This is a genomic window from Geodermatophilus sp. TF02-6 (assembly GCF_003319115.1).
Taxonomy (GTDB): domain Bacteria; phylum Actinomycetota; class Actinomycetes; order Mycobacteriales; family Geodermatophilaceae; genus Geodermatophilus.
The window spans coordinates 154,194-180,108 of sequence record NZ_QOHF01000002.1; the positions used below are offsets into that span (position 1 = coordinate 154,194).

Annotated in this window: 25 protein-coding genes; 6 read left to right on the forward strand and 19 right to left on the reverse strand. The window is 74.3% G+C overall.

Annotated features, from left to right (window positions below; genetic code table 11):
• Positions 1-70: 70 nt before the first annotated feature.
• Complete coding sequence (locus DQ238_RS02790) at positions 71-2,509, reverse strand: phosphoketolase (protein ID WP_233495657.1); 2,439 nt, start codon at positions 2,507-2,509, stop codon at positions 71-73.
• 105 nt (positions 2,510-2,614) lie between these two features.
• On the reverse strand, positions 2,615-3,778 hold the full coding sequence (locus DQ238_RS02795; protein ID WP_233495658.1) for an AI-2E family transporter: 1,164 nt from the start codon (positions 3,776-3,778) through the stop codon (positions 2,615-2,617).
• 158 nt (positions 3,779-3,936) lie between these two features.
• Here DQ238_RS02795 and DQ238_RS02800 point away from each other — a divergent pair, with 158 nt between their 5' ends.
• Entirely contained in the window at positions 3,937-5,229 is a 1,293-nt protein-coding gene (locus DQ238_RS02800) for a hydroxyacid-oxoacid transhydrogenase (protein ID WP_113779778.1), read from the forward strand.
• A gap of 137 nt (positions 5,230-5,366) precedes the next feature.
• Here DQ238_RS02800 and DQ238_RS02805 read toward each other — a convergent pair whose 3' ends face one another.
• A complete protein-coding gene (locus DQ238_RS02805; protein ID WP_113779779.1) occupies positions 5,367-6,659 on the reverse strand; it encodes a GAF domain-containing protein in 1,293 nt (430 codons plus the stop codon).
• Positions 6,660-6,789: 130 nt separating this feature from the next.
• Between DQ238_RS02805 and DQ238_RS02810 the strand changes: the two genes are divergently transcribed.
• The gene (locus DQ238_RS02810; RefSeq protein WP_113779780.1) at positions 6,790-8,622 is read left to right on the forward strand and encodes an NAD(P)/FAD-dependent oxidoreductase; all 1,833 of its coding nucleotides are present in this window, start codon (positions 6,790-6,792) and stop codon (positions 8,620-8,622) included.
• A gap of 269 nt (positions 8,623-8,891) precedes the next feature.
• Here DQ238_RS02810 and DQ238_RS02815 read toward each other — a convergent pair whose 3' ends face one another.
• The 7 genes from DQ238_RS02815 to DQ238_RS02845 form a co-directional block, all read right to left on the reverse strand.
• On the reverse strand, positions 8,892-9,515 hold the full coding sequence (locus DQ238_RS02815; RefSeq protein ID WP_113779781.1) for an SGNH/GDSL hydrolase family protein: 624 nt from the start codon (positions 9,513-9,515) through the stop codon (positions 8,892-8,894).
• A gap of 312 nt (positions 9,516-9,827) precedes the next feature.
• A complete protein-coding gene (gene fabG, locus DQ238_RS02820) occupies positions 9,828-10,598 on the reverse strand; it encodes a 3-oxoacyl-ACP reductase FabG (protein WP_113779782.1) in 771 nt (256 codons plus the stop codon).
• Positions 10,599-10,750: 152 nt separating this feature from the next.
• On the reverse strand, positions 10,751-11,170 hold the full coding sequence (locus DQ238_RS02825; protein ID WP_113779783.1) for a DUF350 domain-containing protein: 420 nt from the start codon (positions 11,168-11,170) through the stop codon (positions 10,751-10,753).
• 83 nt (positions 11,171-11,253) lie between these two features.
• Complete coding sequence (locus DQ238_RS02830) at positions 11,254-11,682, reverse strand: ATP-binding protein (protein WP_233495659.1); 429 nt, start codon at positions 11,680-11,682, stop codon at positions 11,254-11,256.
• Positions 11,683-11,773: 91 nt separating this feature from the next.
• Positions 11,774-12,037, reverse strand: a complete 264-nt coding sequence (locus DQ238_RS02835; RefSeq protein WP_113779784.1) for a hypothetical protein — start codon at positions 12,035-12,037, stop codon at positions 11,774-11,776.
• A gap of 90 nt (positions 12,038-12,127) precedes the next feature.
• Positions 12,128-13,474 (reverse strand): AI-2E family transporter, encoded by a 1,347-nt coding sequence (locus DQ238_RS02840; RefSeq protein ID WP_113779785.1) that lies wholly within the window; start codon positions 13,472-13,474, stop codon positions 12,128-12,130.
• A 154-nt stretch (positions 13,475-13,628) separates the two neighbouring features.
• On the reverse strand, positions 13,629-14,039 hold the full coding sequence (locus DQ238_RS02845; RefSeq protein ID WP_113779786.1) for an ankyrin repeat domain-containing protein: 411 nt from the start codon (positions 14,037-14,039) through the stop codon (positions 13,629-13,631).
• Between the two features lie 83 nt (positions 14,040-14,122).
• Here DQ238_RS02845 and DQ238_RS02850 point away from each other — a divergent pair, with 83 nt between their 5' ends.
• Positions 14,123-15,043, forward strand: a complete 921-nt coding sequence (locus DQ238_RS02850; protein ID WP_113779787.1) for an ABC transporter six-transmembrane domain-containing protein — start codon at positions 14,123-14,125, stop codon at positions 15,041-15,043.
• Between the two features lie 12 nt (positions 15,044-15,055).
• Here the strand turns inward: DQ238_RS02850 and DQ238_RS02855 are convergent, their stop codons facing one another.
• From DQ238_RS02855 to DQ238_RS02865, 3 genes are all read right to left on the reverse strand, one after another.
• On the reverse strand, positions 15,056-15,802 hold the full coding sequence (locus DQ238_RS02855) for a dienelactone hydrolase family protein (protein ID WP_113779788.1): 747 nt from the start codon (positions 15,800-15,802) through the stop codon (positions 15,056-15,058).
• A 46-nt stretch (positions 15,803-15,848) separates the two neighbouring features.
• The gene (locus tag DQ238_RS02860) at positions 15,849-16,394 is read right to left on the reverse strand and encodes a hypothetical protein (RefSeq protein ID WP_113779789.1); all 546 of its coding nucleotides are present in this window, start codon (positions 16,392-16,394) and stop codon (positions 15,849-15,851) included.
• Between the two features lie 94 nt (positions 16,395-16,488).
• Complete coding sequence (locus DQ238_RS02865; RefSeq protein ID WP_113779790.1) at positions 16,489-17,133, reverse strand: hypothetical protein; 645 nt, start codon at positions 17,131-17,133, stop codon at positions 16,489-16,491.
• Positions 17,134-17,491: 358 nt separating this feature from the next.
• Between DQ238_RS02865 and DQ238_RS02870 the strand changes: the two genes are divergently transcribed.
• Both DQ238_RS02870 and DQ238_RS02875 read left to right on the forward strand, forming a co-directional pair.
• Positions 17,492-18,757 (forward strand): AI-2E family transporter, encoded by a 1,266-nt coding sequence (locus DQ238_RS02870; RefSeq protein WP_305037551.1) that lies wholly within the window; start codon positions 17,492-17,494, stop codon positions 18,755-18,757.
• A gap of 91 nt (positions 18,758-18,848) precedes the next feature.
• The gene (locus tag DQ238_RS02875; RefSeq protein WP_113779791.1) at positions 18,849-19,799 is read left to right on the forward strand and encodes a proteasome assembly chaperone family protein; all 951 of its coding nucleotides are present in this window, start codon (positions 18,849-18,851) and stop codon (positions 19,797-19,799) included.
• A gap of 63 nt (positions 19,800-19,862) precedes the next feature.
• Here the strand turns inward: DQ238_RS02875 and DQ238_RS02880 are convergent, their stop codons facing one another.
• The 6 genes from DQ238_RS02880 to DQ238_RS02905 all read right to left on the reverse strand — a co-directional run bounded on the left by DQ238_RS02880 (position 19,863) and on the right by DQ238_RS02905 (position 25,062).
• Entirely contained in the window at positions 19,863-21,530 is a 1,668-nt protein-coding gene (locus DQ238_RS02880; RefSeq protein ID WP_113779792.1) for a catalase, read from the reverse strand.
• Positions 21,527-22,000 carry a Fur family transcriptional regulator gene (locus DQ238_RS02885; RefSeq protein WP_113779793.1) on the reverse strand — a complete coding sequence of 158 codons (474 nt, stop codon included), beginning with the start codon at positions 21,998-22,000 and terminating at the stop codon, positions 21,527-21,529. The genes DQ238_RS02880 and DQ238_RS02885 overlap by 4 nt, the downstream gene beginning before the upstream one ends.
• 101 nt (positions 22,001-22,101) lie before the next feature.
• Positions 22,102-23,019, reverse strand: coding sequence for a non-homologous end-joining DNA ligase (gene ligD, locus DQ238_RS02890; protein WP_113779794.1), 918 nt, complete (start codon positions 23,017-23,019; stop codon positions 22,102-22,104).
• Entirely contained in the window at positions 23,016-23,156 is a 141-nt protein-coding gene (locus DQ238_RS22660) for a hypothetical protein (protein ID WP_158550698.1), read from the reverse strand. Before DQ238_RS22660 ends, ligD begins: the two co-directional genes overlap by 4 nt.
• Positions 23,157-23,241: 85 nt before the next feature.
• The gene (locus DQ238_RS02900) at positions 23,242-24,312 is read right to left on the reverse strand and encodes a Ku protein (RefSeq protein ID WP_113779796.1); all 1,071 of its coding nucleotides are present in this window, start codon (positions 24,310-24,312) and stop codon (positions 23,242-23,244) included.
• A 180-nt stretch (positions 24,313-24,492) separates the two neighbouring features.
• The gene (locus tag DQ238_RS02905) at positions 24,493-25,062 is read right to left on the reverse strand and encodes a DUF1360 domain-containing protein (RefSeq protein WP_113779909.1); all 570 of its coding nucleotides are present in this window, start codon (positions 25,060-25,062) and stop codon (positions 24,493-24,495) included.
• 163 nt (positions 25,063-25,225) lie between these two features.
• Here DQ238_RS02905 and DQ238_RS02910 point away from each other — a divergent pair, with 163 nt between their 5' ends.
• Entirely contained in the window at positions 25,226-25,639 is a 414-nt protein-coding gene (locus tag DQ238_RS02910; protein WP_113779797.1) for a hypothetical protein, read from the forward strand.
• Positions 25,640-25,915: the final 276 nt, after the last annotated feature.

Consider the following 25,915-nt stretch of genomic DNA (forward strand, 5'->3'; position numbering starts at 1 on the left):
CCCTGAGGATGGCCCCCTCGCAGGGTCCCGCCGCGAGCTGGCGAGTGGCGGGGGGCGAGGGGGTCCTTCTTCAGGCCTCGGGCTCGTGCAGCGGTTCGTTGCTGCCGGTGACGACCGGGCCGGCCGCCCCCGACCACTGCCAGTCCCGGATCTCCGGCAGGTCCTCGCCGTGGGTGCGCACGTACTGCCGGTGCTCGATGACCTTGTCGCGCAGCTGGTCGCGGGCGTGCCCGCCCGCCGGGGACAGCCGCGGCACCCGGTCGATGACGTCGGCGGCCAGGTGGAAGCGGTCGATCCGGTTCATCACGCACATGTCGAAGGGCGTGGTGGTGGTCCCCTCCTCCACGTACCCGCGGACGTGGATGTTGGCGTGGTTCTCGCGCCGGTAGGTCAGCCGGTGGATCAGCCACGGGTAGCCGTGGTAGGCGAAGACCACCGGCCGGTCGGTGGTGAAGTAGGAGTCGAAGTCGGCGTCGGACAGGCCGTGCGGGTGCTCGCGGTCGTCCTGCAGCCGCATCAGGTCGACGACGTTGACCACCCGGATGCGCAGGTCGGGGAAGTACCCGTGCAGGATCTCCACCGCGGCCAGGGTCTCCATCGTCGGGACGTCGCCGGCGCAGGCCATGACCACGTCGGGGTCGGCGCCGGCGTCGCTGCTGGCCCACTCCCAGATGCCGATGCCCTTGGTGCAGTGGGCGATGGCGGCGTCCATGCCGAGGTACTGCAGCGCCGGCTGCTTGCCGGCGACGATGACGTTGACGTACTGCCGGCTGCGCAGGCAGTGGTCGCCCACCGACAGCAGCGTGTTGGCGTCCGGCGGCAGGTAGACCCGGATCACCTCGGCCTTCTTGTTGACCACGTGGTCGATGAAGCCCGGGTCCTGGTGGGAGAAGCCGTTGTGGTCCTGCCGCCACACGTGCGAGGTGAGCAGGTAGTTCAACGACGCGATCGGCCGCCGCCAGGAGATCCCGTTGGTCGTCTTCAGCCACTTGGCGTGCTGGTTGACCATCGAGTCGACGATGTGGATGAACGCCTCGTAGCAGGAGAAGAAGCCGTGCCGGCCGGTGAGCAGGTACCCCTCCAGCCAGCCCTGGCAGGTGTGCTCCGAGAGGATCTCCATGACCCGCCCGTCCGGGGCGAGGTGGTCGTCGGTCGGCAGCAGCTCGGCCATCCAGGTGCGGTCGGTGGCCTCCAGGACCGCCCCCAGCCGGTTGGAGTTGTTCTCGTCGGGCGCGAAGACCCGGAACTGGGTCGCGTTGCGGCGCATGACGTCGCGCAGGAACGTGCCGAGCACCCGGGTGGCCTCGACCGCGCCGCTGCCCGGCTCCGGGACCTCGACGGCGTAGTCGCGGAAGTCCGGCATCCGCAGCGGCTTGAGCAGCACCCCGCCGTTGGCGTGCGGGTTGGCGCTCATCCGCCGGGGGCCGGCCGGGTGCAGGTCGCGGACGCCGGCGACCGGGGCACCGTCGGCGTCGAACAGCTCCTCCGGCCGGTAGCTCTTCAGCCACTCCTCGAGGACCCGGCGGTGGTCGTCGTCCTCCCGGGCGTTGGCGAACGGCACCTGGTGCGACCGCCAGGAGCCCTCGACCGGGACGCCGTCGACCTCCTTCGGGCCGGTCCAGCCCTTGGGCGTGCGCAGCACGATCATCGGCCAGTGCGGCCGCGTCAGGTCGCCGTCCTCCCGGGCCCGCCGCTGGATGTCGGCGATCTCGTCCAGGCAGCGGTCCAGCGTCGCGGCGAACTCCTGGTGCACGACCGCGGGGTCGGAGCCCTCGACGACGTAGGGGGTGTAGCCGTAGCCGCGCATGAGGTCGGTGAGCTCCTCGGGGCTGATGCGGGCCAGCACCGTGGGGTTGGCGATCTTGTACCCGTTGAGGTGCAGGATCGGCAGGACGGCGCCGTCGCGGGCCGGGTCGAGGAACTTGTTCGAGTGCCAGCTGGTGGCCAGCGGGCCGGTCTCGGCCTCGCCGTCCCCGACGACGGCGGCGACCACCAGGTCGGGGTTGTCGAAGGCCGCGCCGTAGGCGTGCGAGAGGGCGTAGCCGAGCTCGCCGCCCTCGTGGATGGAGCCGGGGGTCTCCGGCGCGACGTGGCTGGGGATGCCGCCGGGGAAGGAGAACTGGGTGAACAGCCGGCGCATGCCCTCGGCGTCCTGCGACACGTCGGGGTAGACCTCGGAGTAGGTGCCCTCCAGCCAGGCCGCGGCCACCAGACCGGGCCCGCCGTGCCCGGGGCCGATGACGTACATGGCGTCGAGGTCCCGGGCGGTGATGGCCCGGTTGAGGTGGGCGTAGACGAAGTTCAGCCCCGGCGTGGTGCCCCAGTGCCCGAGCAACCGCGGCTTGACGTGCTCCGGCCGCAGCGGTTCGCGCAGCAGGGGGTTGCCCATCAGGTAGATCTGGCCGACCGACAGGTAGTTCGCCGCCCGCCACCACGCGTGGACGGCGTCGAGTTCGGCGGGGGTCAGCGGCCCGGCCGTCTCCGGCGCGGCGGTGGTCATGACGTCCATGCGGAGTGCCCTCCCTCGTCGGGGTGACCCGGACCTGGGCTGCCCGGGGGCGTCTCGATCCCACCGGACGCCCCGCGCACGCGGCAACCCCGCGGTGCGCGGCGGTCAGCCGCGCCGCGCCGAGGAGCCGGAGGCGGGCGCCCGGCGCTCCTCGGGCTCCAGGACGGCGCGTTCGCCGGCGTCCAGCGCGGGCGTGCGGTCCTCGCCCACGGTCGGCTCCTCCTTGGGCCGGCCGCGGCGGTGGTCCCACACGTCGCGCACGACGACCTGGATCATGCCGGCGACCGGGATCGCCAGCAGCGCGCCGAGCACGCCCATGAGCTCCACGGCGACCAGGATGGCGATGATCACCGTGAGCGGGTTGAGCTTGACGGTGCGGGCGAACACCAGCGGCTGCAGCAGGTGGTTCTCCAGCTGCTGGTAGAGCACGAAGAACACCAGGACGGCGATGCCGGCGGGGACCGAGTGCAGGAAGCCGGCCAGCACCGCGACGACGCCGCCGATGGTGGCGCCGACCAGGGGGATGAGGTCGGCGATGCCGACGAACAGCGCGATCAGCCCGGCGTAGGGCACGCCGGCGACCTCCAGGACGACGAAGGTGAGGGTCCCGCAGACGATGCTGATCAGCAGGTTGCCCGAGATGTAGCCGGTGATCGACCGGGCGCAGTCGCCGCCGACCCGGCGGATCCGCTCCGCGGTGGCCGGGGCGAACAGCGCGGTCGTGCCGTCGACGATCTTCGGGCCCTCCAGCACCATGAGGTAGGCCAGCACGATGACGGTGACCAGGCCGGCCAGGCCGGTGGCCACGCTGGAGAGGACGCCGGCCGCCGGTGCGGTGAGGCTGCTGGCGAAGGAGCTGATCCGGTCCTGGTTGTCCTGGATCCACTGCAGCGCGTGGGTGCGCACCAGCAGCCCTCCGACCGGGCCCTGCCCGGCCTGGGCGGCCGCGATCTGGTCGGGCAGCTGCGTCGCGAGCCTGGTCGCCTCCTGCACCAGGGGGACGGCGAAGGCGGCCATCACCGCCGCCAGCACGAGGAAGGCCACCAGGAAGACGCCGAACGTGGCCAGGGCGCGGCGCCGGCCGCCGAGCAGCCGCCGCTGCACCCACCCGACGACCGGGGACAGCGCCACGGCGAAGAAGGCGCCGACCACGATCCAGGTCAGCACCTGCCGGATCTCGAGCACCACGTAGACCAGCAGCGCGGTGGCCAGCAGCAGGCCGATGACGGCGAGGATGGTGCGCACCGGCACCCGGGGTCGCTGCGGCACGGCAGCAGGAGAGGTCACGGTGCTGGTGTTCCCAGCGCGCGGTCCCGGCACGCCTCCCCTGCGGGTCCGGCTGCGCTGGACTGCGGCCGCGTGGCGGCAGCAGACTCGCCGGTGACCGCACCCGACCGTCCAGCGCCGAACGAGGAGGGGCTGCACCCGTGTCCGCCTTCCACTCCCCCGCCCACCCGGAGAGCGTCTTCACCTACGGCGCGCCGCACCTGAAGTTCGGCACCGGCGCCTCCGACGAGATCGGCTACGACCTCGCCCAGACCGGCGCGCGGCGGGTGCTGGTCGTCACCGACCCCGGCGTGGCCGCCACCGGTCACCCGCAGCGGGTGGCCGACCAGATGGACCGGTTCGGCATCGAGGCGCACGTCTTCGACGGCGCCCACGTCGAGCCCACCGACGAGAGCCTGCAGGCCGCGGTCGACTGGGCCCGCGAGCACGGCCCCTGGGACGCGATCGTCGCCGTGGGCGGCGGGTCGAGCATCGACACCGCCAAGGCGGTCAACCTGCTCACCACCAACCCCGGCGAGCTCATGGACTACGTCAACAAGCCGGTCGGCGAGGGCCGGGCGCCGGTCGACCCGCTGCACCCGCTGGTCGCCGTCCCGACCACGACCGGCACCGGCTCGGAGAGCACCACGATCTGCGTGCTCGACGTGCTGGCGCAGAAGGTGAAGACCGGCATCAGCCACGCCCGGCTGCGGCCCACGCTGGCGGTCATCGACCCGGCGCTGACCCGCACCCAGCCGGCCGGGGTGACCGCGGCCTCGGGCATGGACATCCTCTGCCACGCGCTGGAGAGCTACACCGCCCGGCCGTACACGACCTTCGAGCGCAAGCGGCCGGAGGAGCGGGTGCCCTACTGCGGCGCCAACCCGATCGCCGACATGTGGTCGGAGAAGGCGCTGTCGCTGCTGGCCGGATCCTTCCGCACCGCGGTCCGCGACGGCGAGGACACCGAGGCCCGCGGGCGGATGGCCATGGCCGCGACCTTCGCCGGGATGGGGTTCGGCAACGCCGGCGTGCACATCCCGCACGCCAACGCCTACCCGATCGCCGGGCGGGTGCAGGACTTCCACCCCAAGGACTACCCCGCCGACGAGCCGATGGTCCCGCACGGCATGTCGGTCGCCCTGACCGCGCCGGAGGCCTTCCGGTTCACCTTCGACGCCGACCCCGAGCGGCACCTGCGCGCCGCGCGGCTGCTGGACCCGCGGGCCGAGCAGACCGACGACCCCGCGGAGTTCCTGCCGACGGTGCTCACCGCGCTCATGCGCGACATCGACATCCCCGGCGGCATCGGCGCGGTCGGCTACGACGAGGGCGACATCCCCGCCCTGGTCGAGGGCACGATGAAGCAGCAGCGGCTGCTGGCCACCGCCCCCAAGGACGTCACCGAGGACGACGTGGCCGGCATCTTCCGCCGGTCGCTGACCCTCTGGTGAGCCCCGCCGGCTGACCGACCGCCGCCGCCCGGGCCGACGAGCGGGGGTCGATCCCGCCTCTCCCTTCGCAGTCGATCATGGGGTTGTTGTCGCCGACACGGCTCGACACGCCGCGGCCGCCGGCGACAACCCCATGATCAGCTCCGGGAGGGGCCGGACCGGCCACCCCGCAGGCGCTCGACCAGCGGTGCGGTCGACGCCGGCAGCAGCCGGGCGGCCGGCACCGGCGTCCGCACCTCGACCGCGATGTCCTCGCCGATCCGGTAGGGCTGGGCCAGCACCACCGACCCGAGGGTGCGCCGCAGCCGGGACACCTCGGCGCGCACGGTGACCGTCCGGGCCGGGTCGCCGAAGAGGTCCCCGGCCAGCTCGGCGGCCGAACGGCCCGCGGGGTGCTCGGCGAGGGCCAGCAGGATCTCCGCGTGCCGCGGGCTCAGCGCCGCCGTCCATGTCCCGCTCGGGCCGGTCACCCGCAGCTGCGGCCGGGAACCGGCCAGGTCGAGCAGGACGCCGACCGGCCGGTCGGCGTCCTCCGGGTCGGTCGGGCGCAGCAGCCAACCCCCGGGCAGGGGCTCGACGGTGCAGCGGCCCAGCGCCGGCACCCACACCGGGCCCGGGCGCACCTCCTCGGGCAGCGCGACGCGGTCGGGTGCGGCCAGGCCGGTGGCGGCCGCGGTGCACCCGTCGGCGCCGACGACCAGCGCCGGCCCGGACAGCCGGGCCAGCAGCGGCGCGGCGAGCACCCGCAGCCGCTCCACCTGGCGGGCGTGCGCGCTGCGCAGCTCCAGCTCGGCCAGCCGGGCGACGGCGTCCACCAGCGCGATCGTGCTGGGGTGCACGGTGGAGGCCGGGCCGGAGAGGTCCACCGCGCCCAGCAGCCGCCCGGTGACCGGGGAGTGCAGCGGAGCGGCGGCGCAGGTCCAGGGCTGGTGCCCCTCGGCGTAGTGCTCGGCGGCGTGCACCTGCAGCGGCACGCCGATCACGACGCTGGTGCCGATGGCGTTGGTGCCGACGGTGGGCTCGTCCCAGGAGGAGCCCTCGACGAAGCCCAGCCGGTCGGCCCGCCGGCACACCTGCGGCCCGCCCTCGCGCCACAGCACCCGGCAGGAGGCGTCGACGACGACCAGGACCTGCCCGGCGTCCCGCGCCACCGGCAGCAGCCGCTCCCGCAGCAGCGGCAGCAGCGGCGCCAGCCCGCTCTCGGCCCGCCGGCGCTCCAGCTCCGCGCCGTCCAGCGGTGGGACGTCGGGGGCGTCCGCGGGGTCCAGCCCGCTGCACCGGACCCGCCGCCAGGAGGCCCCGATCACCGGGCGCGGCGCCGCCGGCGGGGTGCCGCCACTGAGCGCCGCCGCGCGCACCCGCTCGAGCAGGCGGGTGTGCACCCGCGGGTCGGCGCCCGGCGGCAGGGCGCTGTGCACGGCGCTGGACATCGGCAGCTCCTCGGGTGAGACCCTCCCCACGATCCACGTGCCGTGCAACCCCCTGCAACGCCTCCCGAGCCGGCCGACCGGCGGGTGTGCTGGCTCCCTCCCCCTCCCCGACGACGCCGGAGGTCCTGCCGTGACCCAGACCGCCGAACGCCCCGCCGCACCCGCGGACTCCCCTGCCGCCCGGGCCGAGGCCTGGGTAACCGTGTTCGGGGACGCCCTCACCGCCCGCGACGTCGACCGCGCGGCCGGCCTGTTCGCCGCCACGAGCTTCTGGCGCGACCTCGTTGCGTTCACCTGGAACATCACCACGGTCGAGGGCCGCGACGGCGTCCGCGACCTGCTGGAGAACACCCTCGAGGCCACCGACCCGCGGTCGTTCGCCGTCGAGGAGCCCGCGGAGGAGGCCGACGGCGTCACCACCGCCTGGCTGACCTTCGAGACCGGCGTCGGCCGCGGCCGCGGGCTGGTCCGGCTGGTCGAGGAGGACGGCGAGACCAGGGCCTGGACCCTGCTCACCACCCTGTACGAGCTCACGGACCACGAGGAGCCGCGCGGGCCGCGCCGGCCGATGGGCGCCGAGCACGGGGTCAACCGGGACCGCACGACGTGGCGGGAGCGGCGCGAGGAGGAGGAGGCCACCCTCGGCGTCACCACCCAGCCGTACGTGCTCGTCATCGGCGGCGGGCAGGGCGGCATCGCGCTGGGCGCCCGCCTGCGGCACCTCGGCGTCCCTGCCCTGGTCATCGACAAGTACGCGCGGCCCGGCGACCAGTGGCGCAGCCGCTACAAGTCCCTCTGCCTGCACGACCCGGTCTGGTACGACCACCTCCCGTACCTCGAGTTCCCGGACAACTGGCCGGTGTTCTCGCCCAAGGACAAGATCGCCGACTGGCTCGAGTCCTACGTGAACGTCATGGAGATCCCCTACTGGGGCAGCACGGTGGCCCGGTCGGCGTCCTACGACGAGCAGACGCAGGAGTGGACCGTCGAGGTCGAGCGCGACGGGCAGCCGCTCACCCTGCGCCCGAAGCAGCTGGTGCTGGCGACCGGCATGTCGGGGAAGCCGAACGTCCCCCGGCTGCCGGGTCAGGACGTCTTCCGCGGCGAGCAGCACCACTCCTCGGCGCACCCGGGCCCCGACGAGTATAAGGGCAAGCAGGTCGTCGTCATCGGCAGCAACAACTCCGCCTTCGACATCTGCGGGGCGCTGTGGGAGGTCGGCGCCGACGTGACCATGGTGCAGCGCACGTCGACGCACATCGTCCGGAGCGACAGCCTCATGGAGATCGGGCTGGGTGCGCTCTACAGCGAGCAGGCGGTGGCCAACGGGGTCACCACGGAGAAGGCCGACCTCGTCTTCGCCTCCATCCCCTACCGGATCATGCACGAGTTCCAGATCCCGCTGTACGAGCAGATGAGGGAGCGCGACGCCGACTTCTACCGCCGCATGGAGCAGGCCGGCTTCTGGCTCGACTGGGGCGACGACGGCTCGGGGCTGTTCATGAAGTACCTGCGCCGCGGCTCGGGCTACTACATCGACGTGGGCGCCGCCGACCTGGTGGCCGACGGCGAGGTCAAGCTGGCGCACGGGCAGGTCGACCACCTCACCGAGGACGCCGTCGTCCTCGCCGACGGCACCGAGCTGCCCGCCGACCTGGTGGTCTACGCCACCGGCTACGGGTCGATGAACGGCTGGGCGGCCGACCTCATCTCCCCGGAGGTCGCCGACCGGGTCGGCAAGGTGTGGGGCCTGGGCTCGGACACCACCAAGGACCCCGGCCCGTGGGAGGGCGAGCAGCGCAACATGTGGAGGCCCACCCGGCAGGAGGGGCTGTGGTTCCACGGCGGCAACCTGCACCAGTCGCGGCACTACTCGCTCTACCTGGCGCTGCAGCTCAAGGCCCGCTACGAGGGGATCCCCACCCCGGTGCACCGGCGTCAGGAGGTGCACCACACCTCCTGACGCCGTTCTCCGCCTCGGCGTCCCGGACACCCTCCCTCCCGGACACCCTCCCTCCCGAGTCGATCATGGGGTTGTTGCCGGAGGACACGCTGACAGCGGCGTGTCGATGCGCAACAACCCCATGATCAACTGCGGTGGAGGACAGGTGGCCTCGCTGCGGGTGGAAGGACCCCCTCCTCCCCACCCCTCGCTCCGCTCGGGGCGGTGCCCGGGAGGGGGGCGGGCGCGAGCCTGCGAGGGGTGGGGGGTGGGGGCAGCGGGGTCCTCTGTCAGGCGGCGGCGGCGTCCCGGCGAGCGTGGGCGGCGGCGACGACGAACGGGACCAGCGCCTGCGCGATGTGCGCGTAGCCGGCCGACGAGGGGTGGAAGCGGTCGGCGGAGAACAGCGCCGGGTCGGCGCCGAAGGTCACGGCGACGGCGTCGGACACCTCCGCCACCATCGCCCCGGCGGCGCGGGCGACCGCGGCCTGCTCCCGCTGCAACAGCGCGGAGGCGGACTGCACCAGGGGCCGGAGGGCCGGCGGCACCCACGGCACCATCGACATGTCGGGCGCGGGGACGACGACCACGTCGGTGCCGGCCGCGTGCAGCTGGTGCAGGGCCGCAGCCAGCGCGGCGGCCGCCTGCGCGGGCGGCACCAGCCGGGTGAGGTCGTTGGCGCCGACCAGGACGACGGCGAGGTCGGCCTCGAGCGGTGCGGCCCGGCGGACCTGCGCGGCCAGCCCGGCGGACACCGCACCGGGGACGGCGAGGACGTGCAGGTCGACGGCGTACCCGGCCTCCTCCAGCGCCGCGGCCAGCCGGGGTCCCAGGGCGTCCTGCGGCCGGGCGGCACCGGAGCCGTGGGCGAGGGAGTCACCGAGGAGGGCCAGGCGGAGGGCAGTACGTGTCACAGCCCGTGCAACGCTGCCGCACGCTCTGCCATGCCCGGTGCTCGTCCGCGGACGGGGTGCCGGGACGCGACGGGGCCCGGCCGGGATCGCTCCCGGCCGGGATCCGTGCGACGGCCCCGTCTCGCGCCCCGCCCTCAGCCTGCGAAGGGCGAGCAGGACGGGCGGCCCCCTGCGGGTAGAAGGGCCACCCTGCCCCCCACTGCTCGCAGGCTCGCGCCAGGCCCCCTCCCGGGCACCGCCCCGAGCGGAGCGAGGGGTGGGGAGGAGGGGGTCCTTCTCCCTGCAGGGTGGCCGGGGGCAGGGGGTCCTTCTTCAGGCCTTCGGGCCTCCGGCGGCGTAGACGACCTGCCCGTTGACGAAGCCGGCGCCCTCGCTGACGAAGAACGACACCAGGTGCGCGATGTCCTCGGGCTGCCCGACCCGCTGGACCGGGATCTCCTTGGACGCCGCGGCGATGAAGTCCTCGAAGGAGATGCCGATGCGCTCGGCGGTCGCCTTGGTCATCTCGGTCTGGATGAACCCGGGCGCGACCGCGTTGGCCGTGATGCCGAACTTGCCCAGCTCGATGGCCAGGGTCTTGGTGAAGCCCTGCAGGCCGGCCTTGGCCGTCGCGTAGTTGGCCTGTCCGCGGTTGCCCAGCGCCGAGGTGCTCGACAGGCTGACGATGCGGCCCCACCCGGCCTCGATCATGTGCTTCTGCACCGCCCGGGCCATGAGGAAGGCGCCGCGCAGGTGCACGTCCACGACCGTGTCCCAGTCGGCCTCGGTCATCTTGAACAGCATGTTGTCGCGGGTGACGCCGGCGTTGTTGACCAGCACGGTGGGCGGGCCCAGCTCGGCGACGACGCGGGCGACCGCGGCCTCGACCTGCTCGGCGTCGCTGACGTCGGCGCCCACGGCGATCGCCTGGCCGCCGGCGGCCTCGATCGCCTGCACGGTGTCCTTGCCGGCCGACTCCTCCAGGTCGAGCACGCCCACGGCGAACCCGTCCCGCGCCAGCCGCAGGGCGGTGGCCGCGCCGATGCCGCGCGCGGCGCCGGTGACGATGGCCACGCGGGCGCCGGTGCTGTTCGACTCGCTCATCAAGAGATCCCTTCGTGTCTGCGCCGTCCGGTGCGCTGCAGGACACGGTACGGCCGGGCACCGCCCGACCTACTCACCGGTAGCCCGGCGGGTCGCCGGCGGGGTGCCACATCGGGAGGACGGCGAGGTCGGGGCCGGGTGCCGGCGGTGTCTCACGGCCAGATGCTGGCGACGACGACCGCGGCCACGGACAGCTGCGCCGCGGCGAGCACCAGGCTGGCCGGGTGGAACCCCACCTCGGTGACGTGGCTGCCCAGCCGGCCCGGGGTGAGCAGGTCGAGCACGAGGAACGCGACCGCCTGCAGGACCACGCCCAGCACGCCGAACACCACCGTGTACAGCAGGGCATGCCCGAAGCCGCTGGTGGCGTTGGTCCAGATGGCGGCGAAGATGACCAGGCCCTGGCCGAGGAACGCCGCCGCGAGCACGATCCCGACGTTGACCGACCGCTGTTCGTGGATGTGCCGACCCAGGCGGCCGGGGGTGAGCAGGTCGAGGACGACGAAGCCGAGGGTCAGCAGCGCGATGCCGACCCCGGTGTAGGCGGCGGCGTAACCGATGCTGGCCAGCACGGGCGGACCTCCGACAGGATCGAGGGACGACGGCGGGACGTGTCTACCGCACGGCGTCGGCCGACCTCCCTCGGCGTGCCGGGTCAGCCGGGTGCGACCACGTCGACCCGGCCGAACCCCTCCCCCACCGACGGGGGGACGAACCGCCCAGCGGTGCCGTACAGCCCCACCAGGGGCACGCGTGCCCGCCCCTGCCGCGCCTCGTTGCGGGCGACGCAGCTCGCCACGGGCGTGTCCAGCCAGACCGCGCGGACGCCGACGCAGGCCGCCCGGGCCGCGGCGACCAGTGGCGCACGGTCGGCGGGCGTGGGGTTGGTGTTGTCGACGACCACGCTGCGCCCCGCAGCCAGCAGCTCGGCGACCACCCGCCGCTGCCGGTCCTCGCGGCGGCGGGCGCCCCGCCAGTGGTCCTTGCTGACCACCGCGTGCGTGCCAGCCAGGTGCTCGCGCACCCAGGTCGACTTGCCGCTGCCCTGGATCCCCACCATGACGACCAGCTCTTGCCCCGTCATCGGCGTGGCCGCTCCCTCGGCGGCCCCGAGTTCGGCCCCCTGCAGGGTCCCGCCGCGAGCCTGCGAGCGGTGGGGGGCAGGGGGTCCTTGTTCAGGCGGACTGGCGCAGGGGGGTCACCTCGGCGTCGTCGTCCAGCCCCGGCCGGGGAGCCGGGTGCTCCACCAGGGCCAGGACGCGGCCGGCCATGAACCGGGCGGTGCGGACCGGCGTCCCACCTCGGGTGCTCTCGGTGACCTCGACCAGCCCGCGGCCGTGGCTGACGTCCACCCGCCGGCCGGCCCGGGTGGCCTCGATCTCGTACGTGCGCGTGCTGCCACCGGCGTCGATCACGACCTCGACACGGTCGCCCTTCATGTCCACCTCCGTAGACGTACCGCCGGGCGGTGTGCCCGACGTGGTGTCAACGTCCTCCGGGGGTACGACATTCCGTGCTGACCTGCAGTTTCAGCTCTCCGGAGGGCGCCGGTGCGGTCGCGGGACGTGCAGTGCGCGCACCGAGGCGATCGCCGCCCGGCGGGCGTGCGCCCGCTGCCGGGCGCGGCTCGTTCGGGGTGCTCGCGGTTCCTCGCGCAGCAGCGCGTCCAGCCAGTGCCCGCGCGGGTCGACGTCGACCAGCATCGCCTTGAGCAGCAGGGTGAGCGGGATGGCCAGCAGCGCCCCGAGAGCGCCGAGCACCCAGCCCCAGAACAGCAGCGCGACGAAGGTGACCGTCATCGACAACCCCACCGAGTCGCCGACGAAACGGGGCTGGATCAGGGTCTGGATCACGAAGTTGAGCAGCGCGTAGACGGCGACGACGACCCAGAACTCGGTCCACCCGCCGTCGAGCAGCCCGAGGATCGCCGGCGGCACCAGCCCGAGGACGAACCCGAGGTTGGGCACGTAGTTGGTGATGAACGCCAGCAGCCCCCACAGCACCGGCAGCGGGATGCCGATCACCGCCAGCGCGATGGCGTCGCCGACCGCGACGATCCCCCCGAAGACCGTGCTGACCCACAGGTAGCTGCGGGTGCCGCGGGCGAACAGGCCCAGGGCGATCGGCAGGTGCGGGCGGTCGACGGCGACCAGCGCCAGCCGCCGGCCGAACCCGCCGGACTCGATGGCGAGGAAGACCAGCGCCGACAGCAGCAGCACCAGCGTGGTAGCCGCGTCGCTCACCCGGGCCAGCAGGCCGGTGGCCACCCCCACCAGCTGGCCGTAGTCCAGCCGGGCGACGAGGTCGGAGAGCTGACCGGAGACGATGCCGCGGTCGTTGAGGTCGTCGACCACCGAGGCGAGGAGCGCCTCGGCCGAGGCGGAGTAGCGCGGCAGCAGCGCCGCGAACTGGGCGATGGAGACCACCAGCAGGGCGACGAAGCTCAGCAGGACGCTCCAGACGAGCACGAGCAGCACGGCGGCGCCGGCCCACCGCGGCCACCCGTGCCGCTGCAGGAAGCGCTGCACCGGCATGAGGGCGATGACCACGACGAGGGCGAGCAGCAGCGGCCCGACCAGCCAGGCGATCGACCGGACCCCGGCGATGGCGATGGTCGCGGTCGCCCCGCCGACCAGCAGCACCAGCCAGCGCGGCAGACCGGCGGTCGACGGGCCCACCGTCTCCTCGACCGGTGCCGTCGACGCCTGCCCGGGCCCGGATGACGGCACGGCCTCCGGGGACCGCACGACGGCGGCCTGCACCTGCGTGACGTCGGCCGCGGTCAGCCCGGTGGCGCCGGCGCCCGGGGTCGGTCCGGTCGCGCCGGCGGCCGGCACGTCGGCTCCGGCGTCCGGCAGACCCGGTTGCGCGACCATCGTCCCCGCCCCGCCGGCTCAGCCCGCGGCACGGCCCCGGCCGGGCGTGCGCCCACCGGAGGTGTCGTCGTCGGTGACGGGCATCTGCACTCCGCTCTCCCCCGGGCGGCACCGCGGTACCAGGCCAGCAGCCTGGCACGCCCGGCCGCCGGCTTCACGGACGCGCACCGTCCAGCAGCGCGGTCATCGCCGGCAGGTCGAAGAACGCCGCCGTCTCCCGGGCGGTGGGCCCGCCGGCGTCGGGGTCGGCGCCCGCGGCGAGCAGGGAGCGGACGGTCGGTTCGGACTGCCTGAAGACGGCGGCGGCCAGCGCCGTCTGCCCGCGGTCGTTGACCCGGCCGGGGTCCGCGCCGCGGGCCAGCAGGGCCGCGACGGTGTCCGGGTGGCCGTGGTAGGCGGCCAGGATGAGCAGCGTGTCGCCCTTGTGGTTGGTCAGGTTGGCCGGCACCCCGGCGTCGACGTAGGCGGCCAGCTCCTCGGTGGCGCCGCCGCGCGCCAGGTCGAACACCCGCCCGGCCAGTTCGACGACGTCCGGGTCGATGCCGCCGCTGTGCTCCTCGCTCACGCCGCCGAGCCTAGGAGGTGGCCGGCGCGGGGTCGGGGCGCCGGACGGCCCCAGGAGGGCGGATCGTGCCGCAGGCTCCGGCCATGACCTCGAGGACGTCCCGATCGCCCGGCCGGGTCCCGCGGCGCAGCCGCCGGCCACCGGTCGTGCGCCGCCGGCAGCGGGGCATCGCGCTGACCTACGGCGTCACCCTGGTGGAACTGGGCTTCGAGACGCTCTACCCGCTGGCCACGGGCATCGCCGTCGACGGGCTGCTCGACGGCCGGCCACCGGCGGTCCTCCTCCTGGTCGGGGTGTGGCTGGCCCACACGGTGGTCGGGGTGGTGCGCCAGCGCCACGACACCCGGCTGTTCACCCGCCTGTACGCCGAGGCGGTCACCGAGTTCGTGGCGGCCCAGGGCGGCCGGGGCGTCCCCACCGCGACGCTGGCCGGACGTGCCGCGCTGGCCCGGGAACTGGTCGACTTCCTCGAGTTCGACGTCCCCGGGCTGCTCACCACCGTCGTGGGCGCACTCGCTTCGCTGGCCCTGCTCAGCGTGTACGAGGCCCGCGCCGCCGGGCTGGCAGTGCTCCTGCTCGCCGTGGCCGGGGTGCTCAACTGGCGCTACGCGCGCAGTGCCGGGCGGATCGACGCCGAGCTCAACGACGCGGCCGAGAACGAGGTCGACGTGATCGCCGGCCGCCGGCCACGGGCGCTCGGCGCGCACCTCACCCGGGTCGCCGACCTGCGGGTCCGCCTGTCCGACGCGGAGGCCCGCACCTGGGGATCGACCGAGCTCGTCGCGGTCGCCGTGACCGTCGCGGTCCTGGTCCTGCTCACCCGGGACGGGTCGCCCAGCCCGGGCGACGTCTTCGCGGCGCTGGCCTACCTGTGGGCCCTGCTCGCGGCCGTCGACACGCTGCCCTCCACCGTCGAACGCACGGTGCAGGCGCGCGACGTCCTGCGCCGGCTCGACCTCGCGGGCGTCGACGGGCCGGACCCTCCAGCGGACCCCGCCCCATGACCGACCTCGCCGTCAGCGGAGGGCGACCCGGTCGGTGAGGGCCAGCAACCGGCGCCAGACGTCGGCGCAGGCCGCAGCCCAGTCGCCGTACGCGCGGTCGAAGAAGGAGTGCGGGGCGCCGTCGTAGACGGCGGTCTCCACCTCGGCGCCCCCGGCGCGCAGCCGCTCGGCCAGCGCCAGCTGCTCGGCGACGGGTGTCGCGGCGTCCGCCCCGGCGATGACCATGAGCGTGGGGCGGACGGCTGGGGCGTCGCCGGCCACCTCCGGCTTGCCGTAGAAGCCGACGCAGGCGGCCAGGTCCAGGCCGCCGCCGGCCAGCCGCCACGAGTGGCTGCCGCCGAAGCAGAAGCCCACGGTCACCACCGGCAGGTCCGGGCGGGTGCGTCCGCGCAGGTGGCCGATCGCCGCGGCGACGTCGGTGTCCACCCCGGCCGGTGTGACCTGCGGGACGTGCGCCCGCCAGTCGAAGTCCCGGTCGCGGGCCCCGCCCGCCGGCAGCTCCGCCGTCCGACCGAACCAGTCGAGCGCGACGGCGGGGATGCCGGCCTGCGCGAACCGCTCGCTCAGCGCCACGTAGTACGGGTGCAGGCCGCGGACGTCGGGCAGCACGACCACGCCCACCCCGGCCGGGGCCTCGGGCAGGGCCCAGGCGGCGGCGACGTCGGTCCCGTCGGCGGAGGTGAGGGTCAGCGTGCCGCGCTCGGCGACGGCGCCGCTCCTCGGCGGGGCGGGTGGGCGGCTGTCGGTGTCGTGGCACACGCCCCGGTTCTACCCGGCACGCCGGGACGCCGCCCGCCGACCGGGCTCAGGTGTCCGCGGCGGCGTCGGCCAGGCCGGGGTGGCCGCCGAAGACCCGGGCGGCGACCTCGCGGCGGACGTCGGCCAGCCACTGGTGCTGCTCGTCCGCCTGCGCGATCAGCCGCTCGTAGAGCGCACCGTCGATGCGGGGCTCGACCTCGGCCAGCGCGCGCAGCGTCTCGAACCCGGCCCGCTTGGCCAGCACCGCGGTGGTGATGAACTCGACCTCGACCAGGTCCGACAGCGGCGAGCGGGTCAGCAGGTGGCCGTTGAGCTTGGCCCGCGACAGCTTCTCGCCGACCCAGACGGCAGCCTGCTTGTACTGCCGCACCGGCAGGCCCAGGGCCGCCATGGTGCCGCACAGCGCCGTCCGCTCCTCGCGCAGCTCGTCGAGCAGCTCCTCCAGCCGCCGCTCGTAGGGCGTGCCGCGGTGTTCGCCGAGCATCCGGCTGACCAACTCGATCCCGCCCGTGGCGGAGGCCAGGTGGTCGTTGGTGTAGACGCCGAGCAGCTCGGCGTTGCGGATCCCACCTGGTGCGGACGGCTCGGGCACAGGCCCTCCCGGGGTCGGACGACGGCGGACGACGCCCATTCTCGCCGTCCCGTGATCACCGCGCGCGACGGCGGCCCGGGCGGAGCAGCCGCGCTCACCCGGCCGCGCGGGTGAGCAGGCGCGCGGCGGTGGGCCGCAGCTCCCGCTCCAGCTCCCACAGCCCGGCGGCCAGCCGCTGCCCGACCGCCTGCCGGGAGATGCCCAGCGCCGCGGCGGCGCCGGCCTGGGTGCGCCCCGCGCCGACCAGCTCCACCGCCTCCCACGCCGGCCCGCTGCGACGCGCCACCACGACGGCCAGCGCGGTCAGCACCGCCTGGGCGTCCGCGGCGTCCGGCGGGACGGCTCCGCGGACGGCGAGCCGGGTGCTGCGGTGCCGGGCCGCGTCGAGCGCACGGCGGGCGCAGAGGAACGCCGACCCGGCGCCGGCCGGCGCGCCCTCGGGCGGGTCCGGCACCGCGCCGGCCCCCACCCCGATGCTCCAGCCCGCCTCCCGCACCGTGCCCTCCCGCGCCAGGCCCTCCCGCGCCAGGCCCTCCCGCGCCGCGTCCTCCCGCGCCAGGCCGAGGACGACGTCCACGACGGCGTCGGCGTCGGTCAGGACGCCCTGCAGCTCGTCCTGCGCCGTCCACGCGAAGGAAGCGACCGACGGGACGCGGTCGGCCAGCCGGCGCAGGACGTCGTCGACCCGGCCGGGGCCACGACGACCGCCCCGCCCGTCGACGACCAGCACGAACGGCATCCGCGTGCCCGGTCCGCGCGGGCCTCAGAGCCGCTCGACGACCTCGGGCGGGACTGCCCCGTGCCGGGGACGCTCGCGCCGGGGACGGGGACGCTCCTCGGGCTCGGCCCGGTCGACGCGGTCGGCGGAGGCGGTCGTCGGCATGCGCCGACGCTACGTCGATCCGCCGTGATCGTTTCGAGCGGCGCGCAGCGGACATCCCTGTGTGGTGACCGAGCGCATGAGGCCTCGCCCGTCAGGTCGTTCCTCCGCATCGGCGGGGTCCGGCGCCGTCCCGGCGTCGGACGACCCGTCCACCAGCCTCCCGGAGGAACCCGACCGCCCCGAGAAGACCGGACGCACCCCGGACTTCGCCGCCATGCCCACCGCCGCCGTCACCGCCACCCCGGCCCCCGTTCCCGAGCGCGGGCCGCGGCTGCGCAAGGGCGTCCGGGCGGGGGCGACCGCCTCGGCCCAGCTGCTGCTCATCGCCGCCGCCCTGGTGCTGATCGGCTGGGTCCTCGGCCAGCTGTGGGTGATCGTGCTCCCGGTGGTCCTGGGCATGCTGTTCGCGACCGTGCTCTGGCCGCCCACCAAGCTGCTCCGCCGGCTGCGGTTCCCCCCGGCGCTGGCCGCGCTCACGGTGGTGGTCGGCTTCGTGGCGGTCATCGCGGGGGTGATGCTGTGGATCATCCCGCAGTTCGTCGACCAAGCCCCCGCGCTGGCCGACGGCGTCGTCGCCGCGCTGCAGGACCTGCAGAACTGGGCGACCGGACCGCCGCTCAACCTCGGCCAGGACCAGATCGGCCAGGCGGTCAACTCGGTCATCGACACCGTGCAGAACAACGCGCAGACCATCGCCGGCTACGCGCTCTCCGGCGCCACGGCGATCGGGAGTTTCCTGGTCAACCTCGTCCTCGCGCTGGTGCTGGCCTTCTTCTTCGTCAAGGACGGGCCCCGCTTTCTGCCGTGGCTGGCCGCGCAGACCGGCAAGCGGGTGGCGCCGCACGTGACGGCGCTGTCCTACAAGATGTGGAAGATGTTGTCGGAGTTCATCCGCCAGCAGGCCCTGGTCGGGTTCGTCGACGCCTTCTTCATCGGCCTGGGGCTGTGGATCCTCGACGTCCCGCTGGTCTTCCCCCTCTCCATCATCACCTTCCTCGCTGCCTTCATCCCCATCATCGGCGCCGTCACCGCCGGCGCCCTGGCGGTGCTCATCGCACTGGTCTTCAACGGGTTCACGACGGCGCTGATCGTGCTGGGTGTCGTCCTGCTCGTGCAGCAGCTCGAGAGCAACATCCTGCAGCCGATCATCCAGGGCCGCGGGCTGAACCTGCACAACGCCGTGGTCATCCTCGCGGTGACCGCCGGGGGCAGCCTGTTCGGCATCGTCGGCGCCTTCCTCGGCGTGCCCGTGGCCGCCCTGATCGCCGTCGTCTACCGGTACGTCCGCGACGAGCTCGACGATCGGCATCCGGAGATCGACGACGACGGCACCCGGGTGCAGGTCACCGGCGACGAGGCGGGGGCCACGCTCGTCCGGGAGCGCGTCCCGACGCCGGCCCCCGGCTCCGAGGCGCAGGACGGCGCGGAGCGCGCGGACGACACGGAGCGCACGGACGATGCGCCCCGGCCGCAGTCCTGACCGGCCGTCCCACCCGGGGCGAGGCCGGGAATGCCACCGCCGCGCCAGGAGCTGATCACCGAGGAGACCCGTACCGCGAGGAGGCACCACCGTGGCGCAGCGACCGGAGGAGCTCGTCGAACTCCTCCCCGAGGCCGAGCCGTTCCTGGCCCGGGAGGCGCAGGTCACCGGGCCCGCCGGACGTCGTGGACTGGTGCTCGTGCACGACCTCGCCGGCGAGTTCGACGCCGCGCACGCCGGGGCGCTGGCCGGCTCGCACCTGCTGGCCGCCCTGCCGCACCGGGTGATCGCCCGGTTCGACGTCGACAGCCTGGTCGACTACCGGGCGCACCGGCCGCGGATGACCTTCCACGGCGACCGCTACGAGTCCTTCACCGCCCCGGAGATCCTGCTGCACGCCGTGGAGGACGACGCCGGGGAGCCGTTCCTGCTGCTGCACGGCGCCGAGCCGGACTTCGCCTGGGAGCGCTTCGTGGCCGCGGTCGGCGGGCTGGTGGAGCGGCTCGGCGTCACCTCCGTGGTGGCGCTGCAGGCGATCCCCATGCCGGTACCGCACACCCGGCCGGTCACCGTGACCGCGCACGCAACCCGGCGCACGCTGATCGAGGACTACCCCGTCTACTGGGGGGAACTGCGCATCCCCGGCAGCGTCGCCGCGCTGCTGGAACTGCGGATGGGCGAGGCCGGGGTCGACGCGTTCGGCGTGGCCGCGCACGTGCCGCACTACCTCGCGCAGGCGACGTTCCCGGCGGCGTCGCTCACGCTGGTCGAGCACCTGTCCCGGCTGACCGGGCTGCACCTGCCGACGCAGGCCCTGCAGGAGGCCGCCGAGGCCCACCGCACGGAGGTCGACGAGCAGATCGCCCGCTCGCCGGAGAACGCCGCCGTCGTGGCCGCCCTGGAGCAGCAGTACGACCAGTTCACCGCCGTGCGCGAGGGCAGCGACCTGCTCGGCGACGTCGGGGAGGTGCCCAGCGGCGAGGAGATCGGCGCGGAGTTCGAGCGGTTCCTCGCCGAGCAGGAGCGCCGCGGCGGGGAGTGAGCCGAGCCCGGCGGGCCGCGACCGGGTCCCCGGTCGCGGCCCGCCGGCCGTGCTGCTGGGTCGTCAGCTCTGCGCCGCGGCGACCCGCTCGTTGGGCACGCAGTGCGTCATCTGGTGGCCGCTCACGTCGCGCGGACCGTTCTTGCCGAGGTTGGCGGCGCGCTGCTGCTCCTCCTCGGAGAGGGTCTGCGTCTGCAGCGGGGGCAGGCCGCGGACGTCGTCCGCGGTGATGCCCAGGCCCTCGCCGACCCGCTGGCCGAACTCGTCCTCGCACATGAAGAAGTGCCAGACCATCCGCTCCTGGATCTCGCGGCGGCACTGCTTGAGCGCGTCGACCAGGTTGGTGACCAGGTCGTCCTTCTCCCACTGCTCCGACAGCAGGTAGCGCTCGCCGGCCTGCGCGTAGTCGTTGGTCCGCGGGATCCGCTTGCGGGTCAGCCGGCCGGTGATGACCGGGCCCTGCTCGTCGTGGGTCGGGTACTGGCCCTCCCGCAGGCCGCCCAGGATCGACGGCTCGTAGTTGACGTGCGGGTTCTGGCCCTCTCCGAGGTCGACGCCGTAGGCCATCTGGCCGTCGCGCTGGTTGGTGGCCACCCGGGCCTTGGGCGAGTTCACCGGCAGCTGCAGGTAGTTCGGGCCGACCCGGTAGCGCTGGGTGTCGGAGTAGGAGAACGTCCGGCCGACCAGCATCTTGTCGTCGGAGAAGTCCAGCCCGTCGACGAGCACACCGGTGCCGAAGGCGATCTGCTCGTTCTCGGCGAAGAAGTTCTCCGGCATCCGGTCGAGGGTCATCGTCCCGACCTTGCGCAGCGGGAAGACCTCCTCCGGCCAGACCTTGGTGTCGTCGAGCGGGTCGAAGTCCAGCTCCGGGTGCTCGTCGTCGCTGATGACCTGCACGTGCAGGTCCCACTGGGGGTACTCGCCGCGCTCGATCGAGTCGTGGAGGTCCTTGGTGTGCGAGCCCAGGGTCTGGGCCTGCACCGCCGAGGCGTCCGCCGCGGTGTAGGACTTCACGCCCTGCGTGGGCAGCCAGTGGTACTTGACCAGGACGGTCTCACCCTGGTCGTTGACCCACTTGTAGGTGTTCACGCCGAAGCCCTGCATGTGCCGGTAGCTGGCCGGGATGCCCCGCGGGCTGAAGACCAGGGTGACCATGTGCATCGACTCGGGCGTCTGGCTGAAGAAGTCGAAGGCGCGCTCGGCGACGCTGGCCTCGAAGGTGACCGGGTCCGGCTTCTGGGAGTGGATGAAGTCGGGGAACTTGATGGCGTCGCGGATGAAGAAGACGCCGAGGTTGTTGCCGACGAGGTCCCAGTTGCCGTCCTCGGTGTAGAACTTCACCGCGAAGCCGCGGGGGTCGCGGGCGACCTCGGAGGAGTCCCGGCCGCCGGCGACGGTGGAGAACCGGATGGCCAGGTCGGTCCGCTTGCCCTTCTCCTGGAAGATCTTGGCGCGGGTGTACGTGCTGATCGGCTCGTCACCTACGGTGCCGTCGGCCTCGAAGTAGCCGTAGGCGGTGACACCGCGGGCGTGCACCACCCGCTCCGGGATCCGCTCCCGGTCGAAGTGGCTGATCTTCTCGAGGAACTGGTAGTTCTCCAGGGTCGCCGGGCCGCGCGCGCCCACCGTCCGCTGGTTCTGGTTGTCGTAGACCGAGTGGCCCTGACGGTTGGTCAGGACCGGACGGCCCGCCTCGCTGGGGGCAGGGCCCTGCGATGCGACGTCGGTCATGCTCGTACTCCTCCTCGATCGTGGTGCTCGGGCACTCGGGCTGTCTCCGGCGGCGTCTGTACCCGGCAGGCCGGGCACAGACCCCAGAAGACGACCTCCGCCTCGTCCACGACGAAGCCCGCCGTGTCCGAGGGCGTCAGGCAGCCAGCCGCGCCCACGGCGCAGTCGACGTCGGCGACCGCGCCGCAGGAACGGCAGACCAGGTGGTGGTGGTTGTCACCGACCCGCAGCTCGAAGAGCGCGGGTGCGCCCGCCGGTTCGATCCGGCGGGCCAGCCCGCCGGCGACGAGCGCCTCGAGCACCCCGTAGACCGCCTGCGGCGACAGCGACGGGTGCAGGACGCGGGCGGCGGTGACGATCGTGTCGACGTCCGCGTGCGGACGCTCGGCGAGCACCTGCAGCACCGCCCGGCGGGGCCGCGTGACCCGCAGTCCCGCCGTCCGGAGCTGGTCCTCCCAGGTCGTCTCCATCGGAGCCCACCCAACCCGGTTCTCTTGACTGAGTCAAGACAACGACACACCCACGGCGGGACAGCGGGACGGCCGGAGGCCTCGGTGCCGGGCAGCTCCCGTCACGTCGGCGGCAGGACGGCGCGTGGCGCGGCGGCGTCGAACAGGTCGCCGTACTCCTCGACGCGGGCGAGGACCTCCTCGGTGCGAAAGCGCAGGGAGCCCGGGTCGGCTCCGTCCAGCACCGCCTCGACCTCGTCCCACCCGATCGGGGTGGACACCGTCGCGCCGGGCCGGGCGCGCAGCGAGTACGGCGCCACCGTCGTCTTGGCCGGGTTGTTCTGGCTCCAGTCGACGAGCACCTTGCCCGGCCGCAGCGCCTTCTCCATCCGCCACACCACCCGGTCGGGCGTCTCGGCGGCGAGCTGCTGCGCCAGCCTCTTGGCGTACCGGCTGGGGTGCTCGCGGTCGCTCACCCGGATCGGCGCGTACACCTGCACCCCCTTCGACCCCGACGTCTTCACCACCGGGTCGAGGCCGTCGTCGAGCAGCCGCTCGCGCAGCCGGGCGGCCACCTGGCAGCACTCGCGGATGCCGGCGTCCGGACCGGGGTCCAGGTCGAGCACGAGCAGGTCGGGCGGCGCCGGCTGCAGCCGGCTGCCCACCCGCCACTGGGGCACGTGCAACTCCAGCGCGGCCAGGTTGGCCGCCCAGGCCAGGTCGGCGACGCTCTCCAGGAGGACCATGTCGAGGGTCTCCCGGCCGCGCGAGCTGCCGGGGCGGGGCACGGTGACCCGGCGCACCCAGTCCGGCGCGTGGCGGGCGCTGTTCTTCTCGAAGAACGCCGGGCCCTCCACGCCGTCGGGCCAGCGGGTGAAGGTCACCGGCCGGCCGGACAGGTGCGGCAGCAGCACCGGGGCGATCCGCACGTAGTAGGCGATGACCTGGGCCTTGGTGAAGGAGATCCCCGGGTAGAGGACCTTCTCCAGGTTGGAGACGGTCAGCTGCCGCCCGTCCACCCGCACCCGCTGGCGGCTCACCGCTCCTCCACCACGGACACCGCGCCGCGGCACGGGTACCAGGGCACCCTCTCCGTGGGCCTGCGGGCGGTGGCGTCCCCGTGGACGACGACCGCGTCGCCGCCGCGGACCGGGCCGCGCCGGTCGGCGGGCAGCACCGGTCCAGCGGTGCGGGTCGGTCCGCGTCGGGCGCGGTGGTGGGTGAGCGGGTCCCGCCCCCGGCCGCCCGGGATGGGCGGCACCTCAGGCGGTGCGGCGGGCGCGCTTGGCCGGCTGCCCGTCGGCGGTCGCCTTCGTCGCGGCAGCCGTCCGCTCGGTAGCGGTGGCTTTCCGAGCCGTCCGGCGGGCGGGGGCCTTCGCGGCCGGCTTCTCGTCGGCGACCGCGGCCGTCCGCCGCGCCCCCGCTTTCTCCACCGGCGCTGCCTTCCCTGCCGGCGCTGCCTTCCCTGCCGGCGCTGCCTTTCCTGCCGGCGCGGGCTTCTTCGCCGGCGCGGGCTTCTCCGCCGGTGCCCGGCGGACGGGCGGCTCCTCGGCCGCGGCGCTCCCCCGGGCGGCCTCGACGCTGCGGCGCAGGGCGCTCATCAGGTCCACGACGGCGGCGCCGGAGTCGGCGGTCTGCGGCAGCGGATGCACCTCCCCGCCGCTCTGCTTGGCCTCGAGGAGAGCGGCCAGGGCCGCACGGTAGCCGTCGGTGAACTCCGACGGGTCGAACCCGCCGGTCATCGACCCGATCAGCGCCTCGGCCATCTGCAGCTCCTGCGGCCGGACGGCGACGTCCTCGTCGAGGAAGGCGAAGTCGGGCCGGCGGATCTCGTCCGGCCAGCGCATGGTGTGCAGCACCATGACGCCGTCACGCACCCGCAGCGCGGCCAGCGACTCCCGCTGCCGGACGGCGATCTTGGTGATGGCGACCCGGCCGGCGCTCTCCAGCGCCTCCCGCAGCAGCACGTACGGACGGGTGGCCGCCGGGTCCGGCTCGAGGTAGTAGGTCTTCTCGAAGTGGATCGGGTCGATCTCGTCGGCGTCGACGAACTGCAGGACCTCGATCTCCCGCCGGGTGACCAGCGGCAGGTCCTCGAAGTCCTCGTCGGTGAGGACCACCAACTGGCCGTCGGGCAGCTCGTAGCCCTTGGCGATCTCGGCGTACTCGACCTCCTCGCCGTCGATCGAGCAGACCCGCCGGTACCGGATCCGCCCGCCGTCGGCGGTGTGCACCTGGTTGAACCGGATGTCGTGGTCCTCGGTCGCCGCGTACAGCTTCACGCCGATGCTGACCAGGCCGAAGGACACCGCCCCGCGCCAGACCGACCGCATGCCGCCCCTTCCCCGGGCCGGGCACCCACCCGACCACCGGTCAAGATCGCAGGATAGGTACGGCAGCGGCCGGTGGTCGTACGGCCGACGTCCGACCCACCCCGTAGGGAGGACACGCCCGGACGGGGAAGAGGGGCCCGGGCGCGCGCCGCACCCCTCAGCGGGAGGGACGCGACGGGGTCATTCTGCGCCTTCGGTCGCCTGCAGTCCGAACGCGCCGTTCTGGATCCCGTCGTACAGGAACTGCAGCACGTCGGACCCGGCCACCGTGGCCATCGCCAGGGCGGCGAGGCGGGTCGCCTTCGGCGCGGTGACGTAGCCGAACACGAAGCCGGTCCCCACCCACTGGGCCAGGCAGAACGGGCAGGTCAGCAGCTCCCCCACCGCGTGCTTGACCCCGCCGTGCTCGCGGACCTCCTCGGCGACCTCCGCGTGCCCCGAGGGGCCCTGGAAGGCGGTGAACGGCGCCCGGACGGGGGCGGTCACCGGGTCCTTGGCGATCCGGCGGGCCAGCCGGAAGGTGGCCAGGGTCAGCAGCACGGCGTCCCCGAGCGGGACCCGGTCGGGGAGCTCCCTGCCCGACGCGTGCACGGCCGCCGCCCCGGCTGTGACCAGGCTCACGTACACCCCCATCGCGCCGAGGTCCCCGCCGAGGGGCCGCGGCTCCCCCCGCGTGTACTCACGCTTCTGGTGCTGCATCCACCGGCGGACCGGCGCGCCGATCCGCTGCACCTCGTCTGCCAGAGCCATGGCACCCGCGCTACCCAGCTTCCCGGGGGCCATGCGGCCACCGTCGGTGCACCTGCGGTGACGGTGCCACGCATGGCCGCCGGGCCGGCGGGTAGCCGAGGGAGCAGTCCACGGCCGCCCGCCGGCCGGCCCGCACAGAACCCCGCACAGAACGGAGACACCCATGACGCAGCCCACCGAGGGCCAGACCGCCCGCGACGTCTTCCCCGAGGACGAGGGGATCCCCGAGGTCTCGCAGGACGACGCCCCCACCATGATGTGGGCGGAGGACCCGCAGTTCGCGCCCCTGCCGGGCGACGACCCCGGGGCCAGCGTCGACTTCGGCACCACCGCCTTCGAGCAGTCACAGGGCGAGTCCCTCAGCGGCCGGCTCGACCGCGAGCTGCCCGACGTGCAACCCGACGTGCGCCCGGCCGAGGACCCGGCCGAGCCGGTCGGGCAGCTGGGGCAGGACTACGACACCACCCCGAACACCGACTCGGGCACCGACCGCACCGCCGACGACGTCGAGGCCAGCCTCGAGGCTCGGGCGGGCGGCGAGGGTCCCGAGGAGGCGGCGGTGCACCTGACCGACTGAGCGGGTCAGGGGCCGTCCTCGGGCCGAGCCCACCCGGCCGCTCGTCGGGGACGGCTCCCCGCCCCGCTCCTCCCCGCCGCGGCCAGGAGCCGTCTCCGGACCGTGCCGAACCACCCCGCCCGGCGTCACCCGCCGGTGGTGCACGCCGGGGCGGGTTGGCGGTCGCGATCTCGGTTGTCTACGTTGTAAATGCGGTTGAGCAGGCAGCCGCGGCCGCGCCGGGCGAGCAGACCTGGCGCGGACACGTACGACGACGTGCGTGTCCGGGGCCACGAC

What these genes read in the sequence shown, in the direction of transcription:
- DQ238_RS02790 (WP_233495657.1), bottom strand. Translation starts at nt 2,509, where the DNA reads ATGGACGTCATGACCACCGCCGCGCCGGAGACGGCCGGGCCGCTGACC.
- DQ238_RS02805 (WP_113779779.1), bottom strand. Translation starts at nt 6,659, where the DNA reads ATGTCCAGCGCCGTGCACAGCGCCCTGCCGCCGGGCGCCGACCCGCGG.
- fabG (WP_113779782.1), bottom strand. Translation starts at nt 10,598, where the DNA reads ATGAGCGAGTCGAACAGCACCGGCGCCCGCGTGGCCATCGTCACCGGC.
- DQ238_RS02830 (WP_233495659.1), bottom strand. Translation starts at nt 11,682, where the DNA reads ATGACGGGGCAAGAGCTGGTCGTCATGGTGGGGATCCAGGGCAGCGGC.
- DQ238_RS02835 (WP_113779784.1), bottom strand. Translation starts at nt 12,037, where the DNA reads ATGAAGGGCGACCGTGTCGAGGTCGTGATCGACGCCGGTGGCAGCACG.
- DQ238_RS02840 (WP_113779785.1), bottom strand. Translation starts at nt 13,474, where the DNA reads ATGGTCGCGCAACCGGGTCTGCCGGACGCCGGAGCCGACGTGCCGGCC.
- DQ238_RS02850 (WP_113779787.1), top strand. Translation starts at nt 14,123, where the DNA reads ATGACCTCGAGGACGTCCCGATCGCCCGGCCGGGTCCCGCGGCGCAGC.
- DQ238_RS02865 (WP_113779790.1), bottom strand. Translation starts at nt 17,133, where the DNA reads ATGCCGTTCGTGCTGGTCGTCGACGGGCGGGGCGGTCGTCGTGGCCCC.
- DQ238_RS02870 (WP_305037551.1), top strand. Translation starts at nt 17,492, where the DNA reads ATGCCCACCGCCGCCGTCACCGCCACCCCGGCCCCCGTTCCCGAGCGC.
- DQ238_RS02880 (WP_113779792.1), bottom strand. Translation starts at nt 21,530, where the DNA reads ATGACCGACGTCGCATCGCAGGGCCCTGCCCCCAGCGAGGCGGGCCGT.
- DQ238_RS02885 (WP_113779793.1), bottom strand. Translation starts at nt 22,000, where the DNA reads ATGGAGACGACCTGGGAGGACCAGCTCCGGACGGCGGGACTGCGGGTC.
- DQ238_RS02900 (WP_113779796.1), bottom strand. Translation starts at nt 24,312, where the DNA reads ATGCGGTCGGTCTGGCGCGGGGCGGTGTCCTTCGGCCTGGTCAGCATC.
- DQ238_RS02905 (WP_113779909.1), bottom strand. Translation starts at nt 25,062, where the DNA reads ATGGCTCTGGCAGACGAGGTGCAGCGGATCGGCGCGCCGGTCCGCCGG.
- DQ238_RS02910 (WP_113779797.1), top strand. Translation starts at nt 25,226, where the DNA reads ATGACGCAGCCCACCGAGGGCCAGACCGCCCGCGACGTCTTCCCCGAG.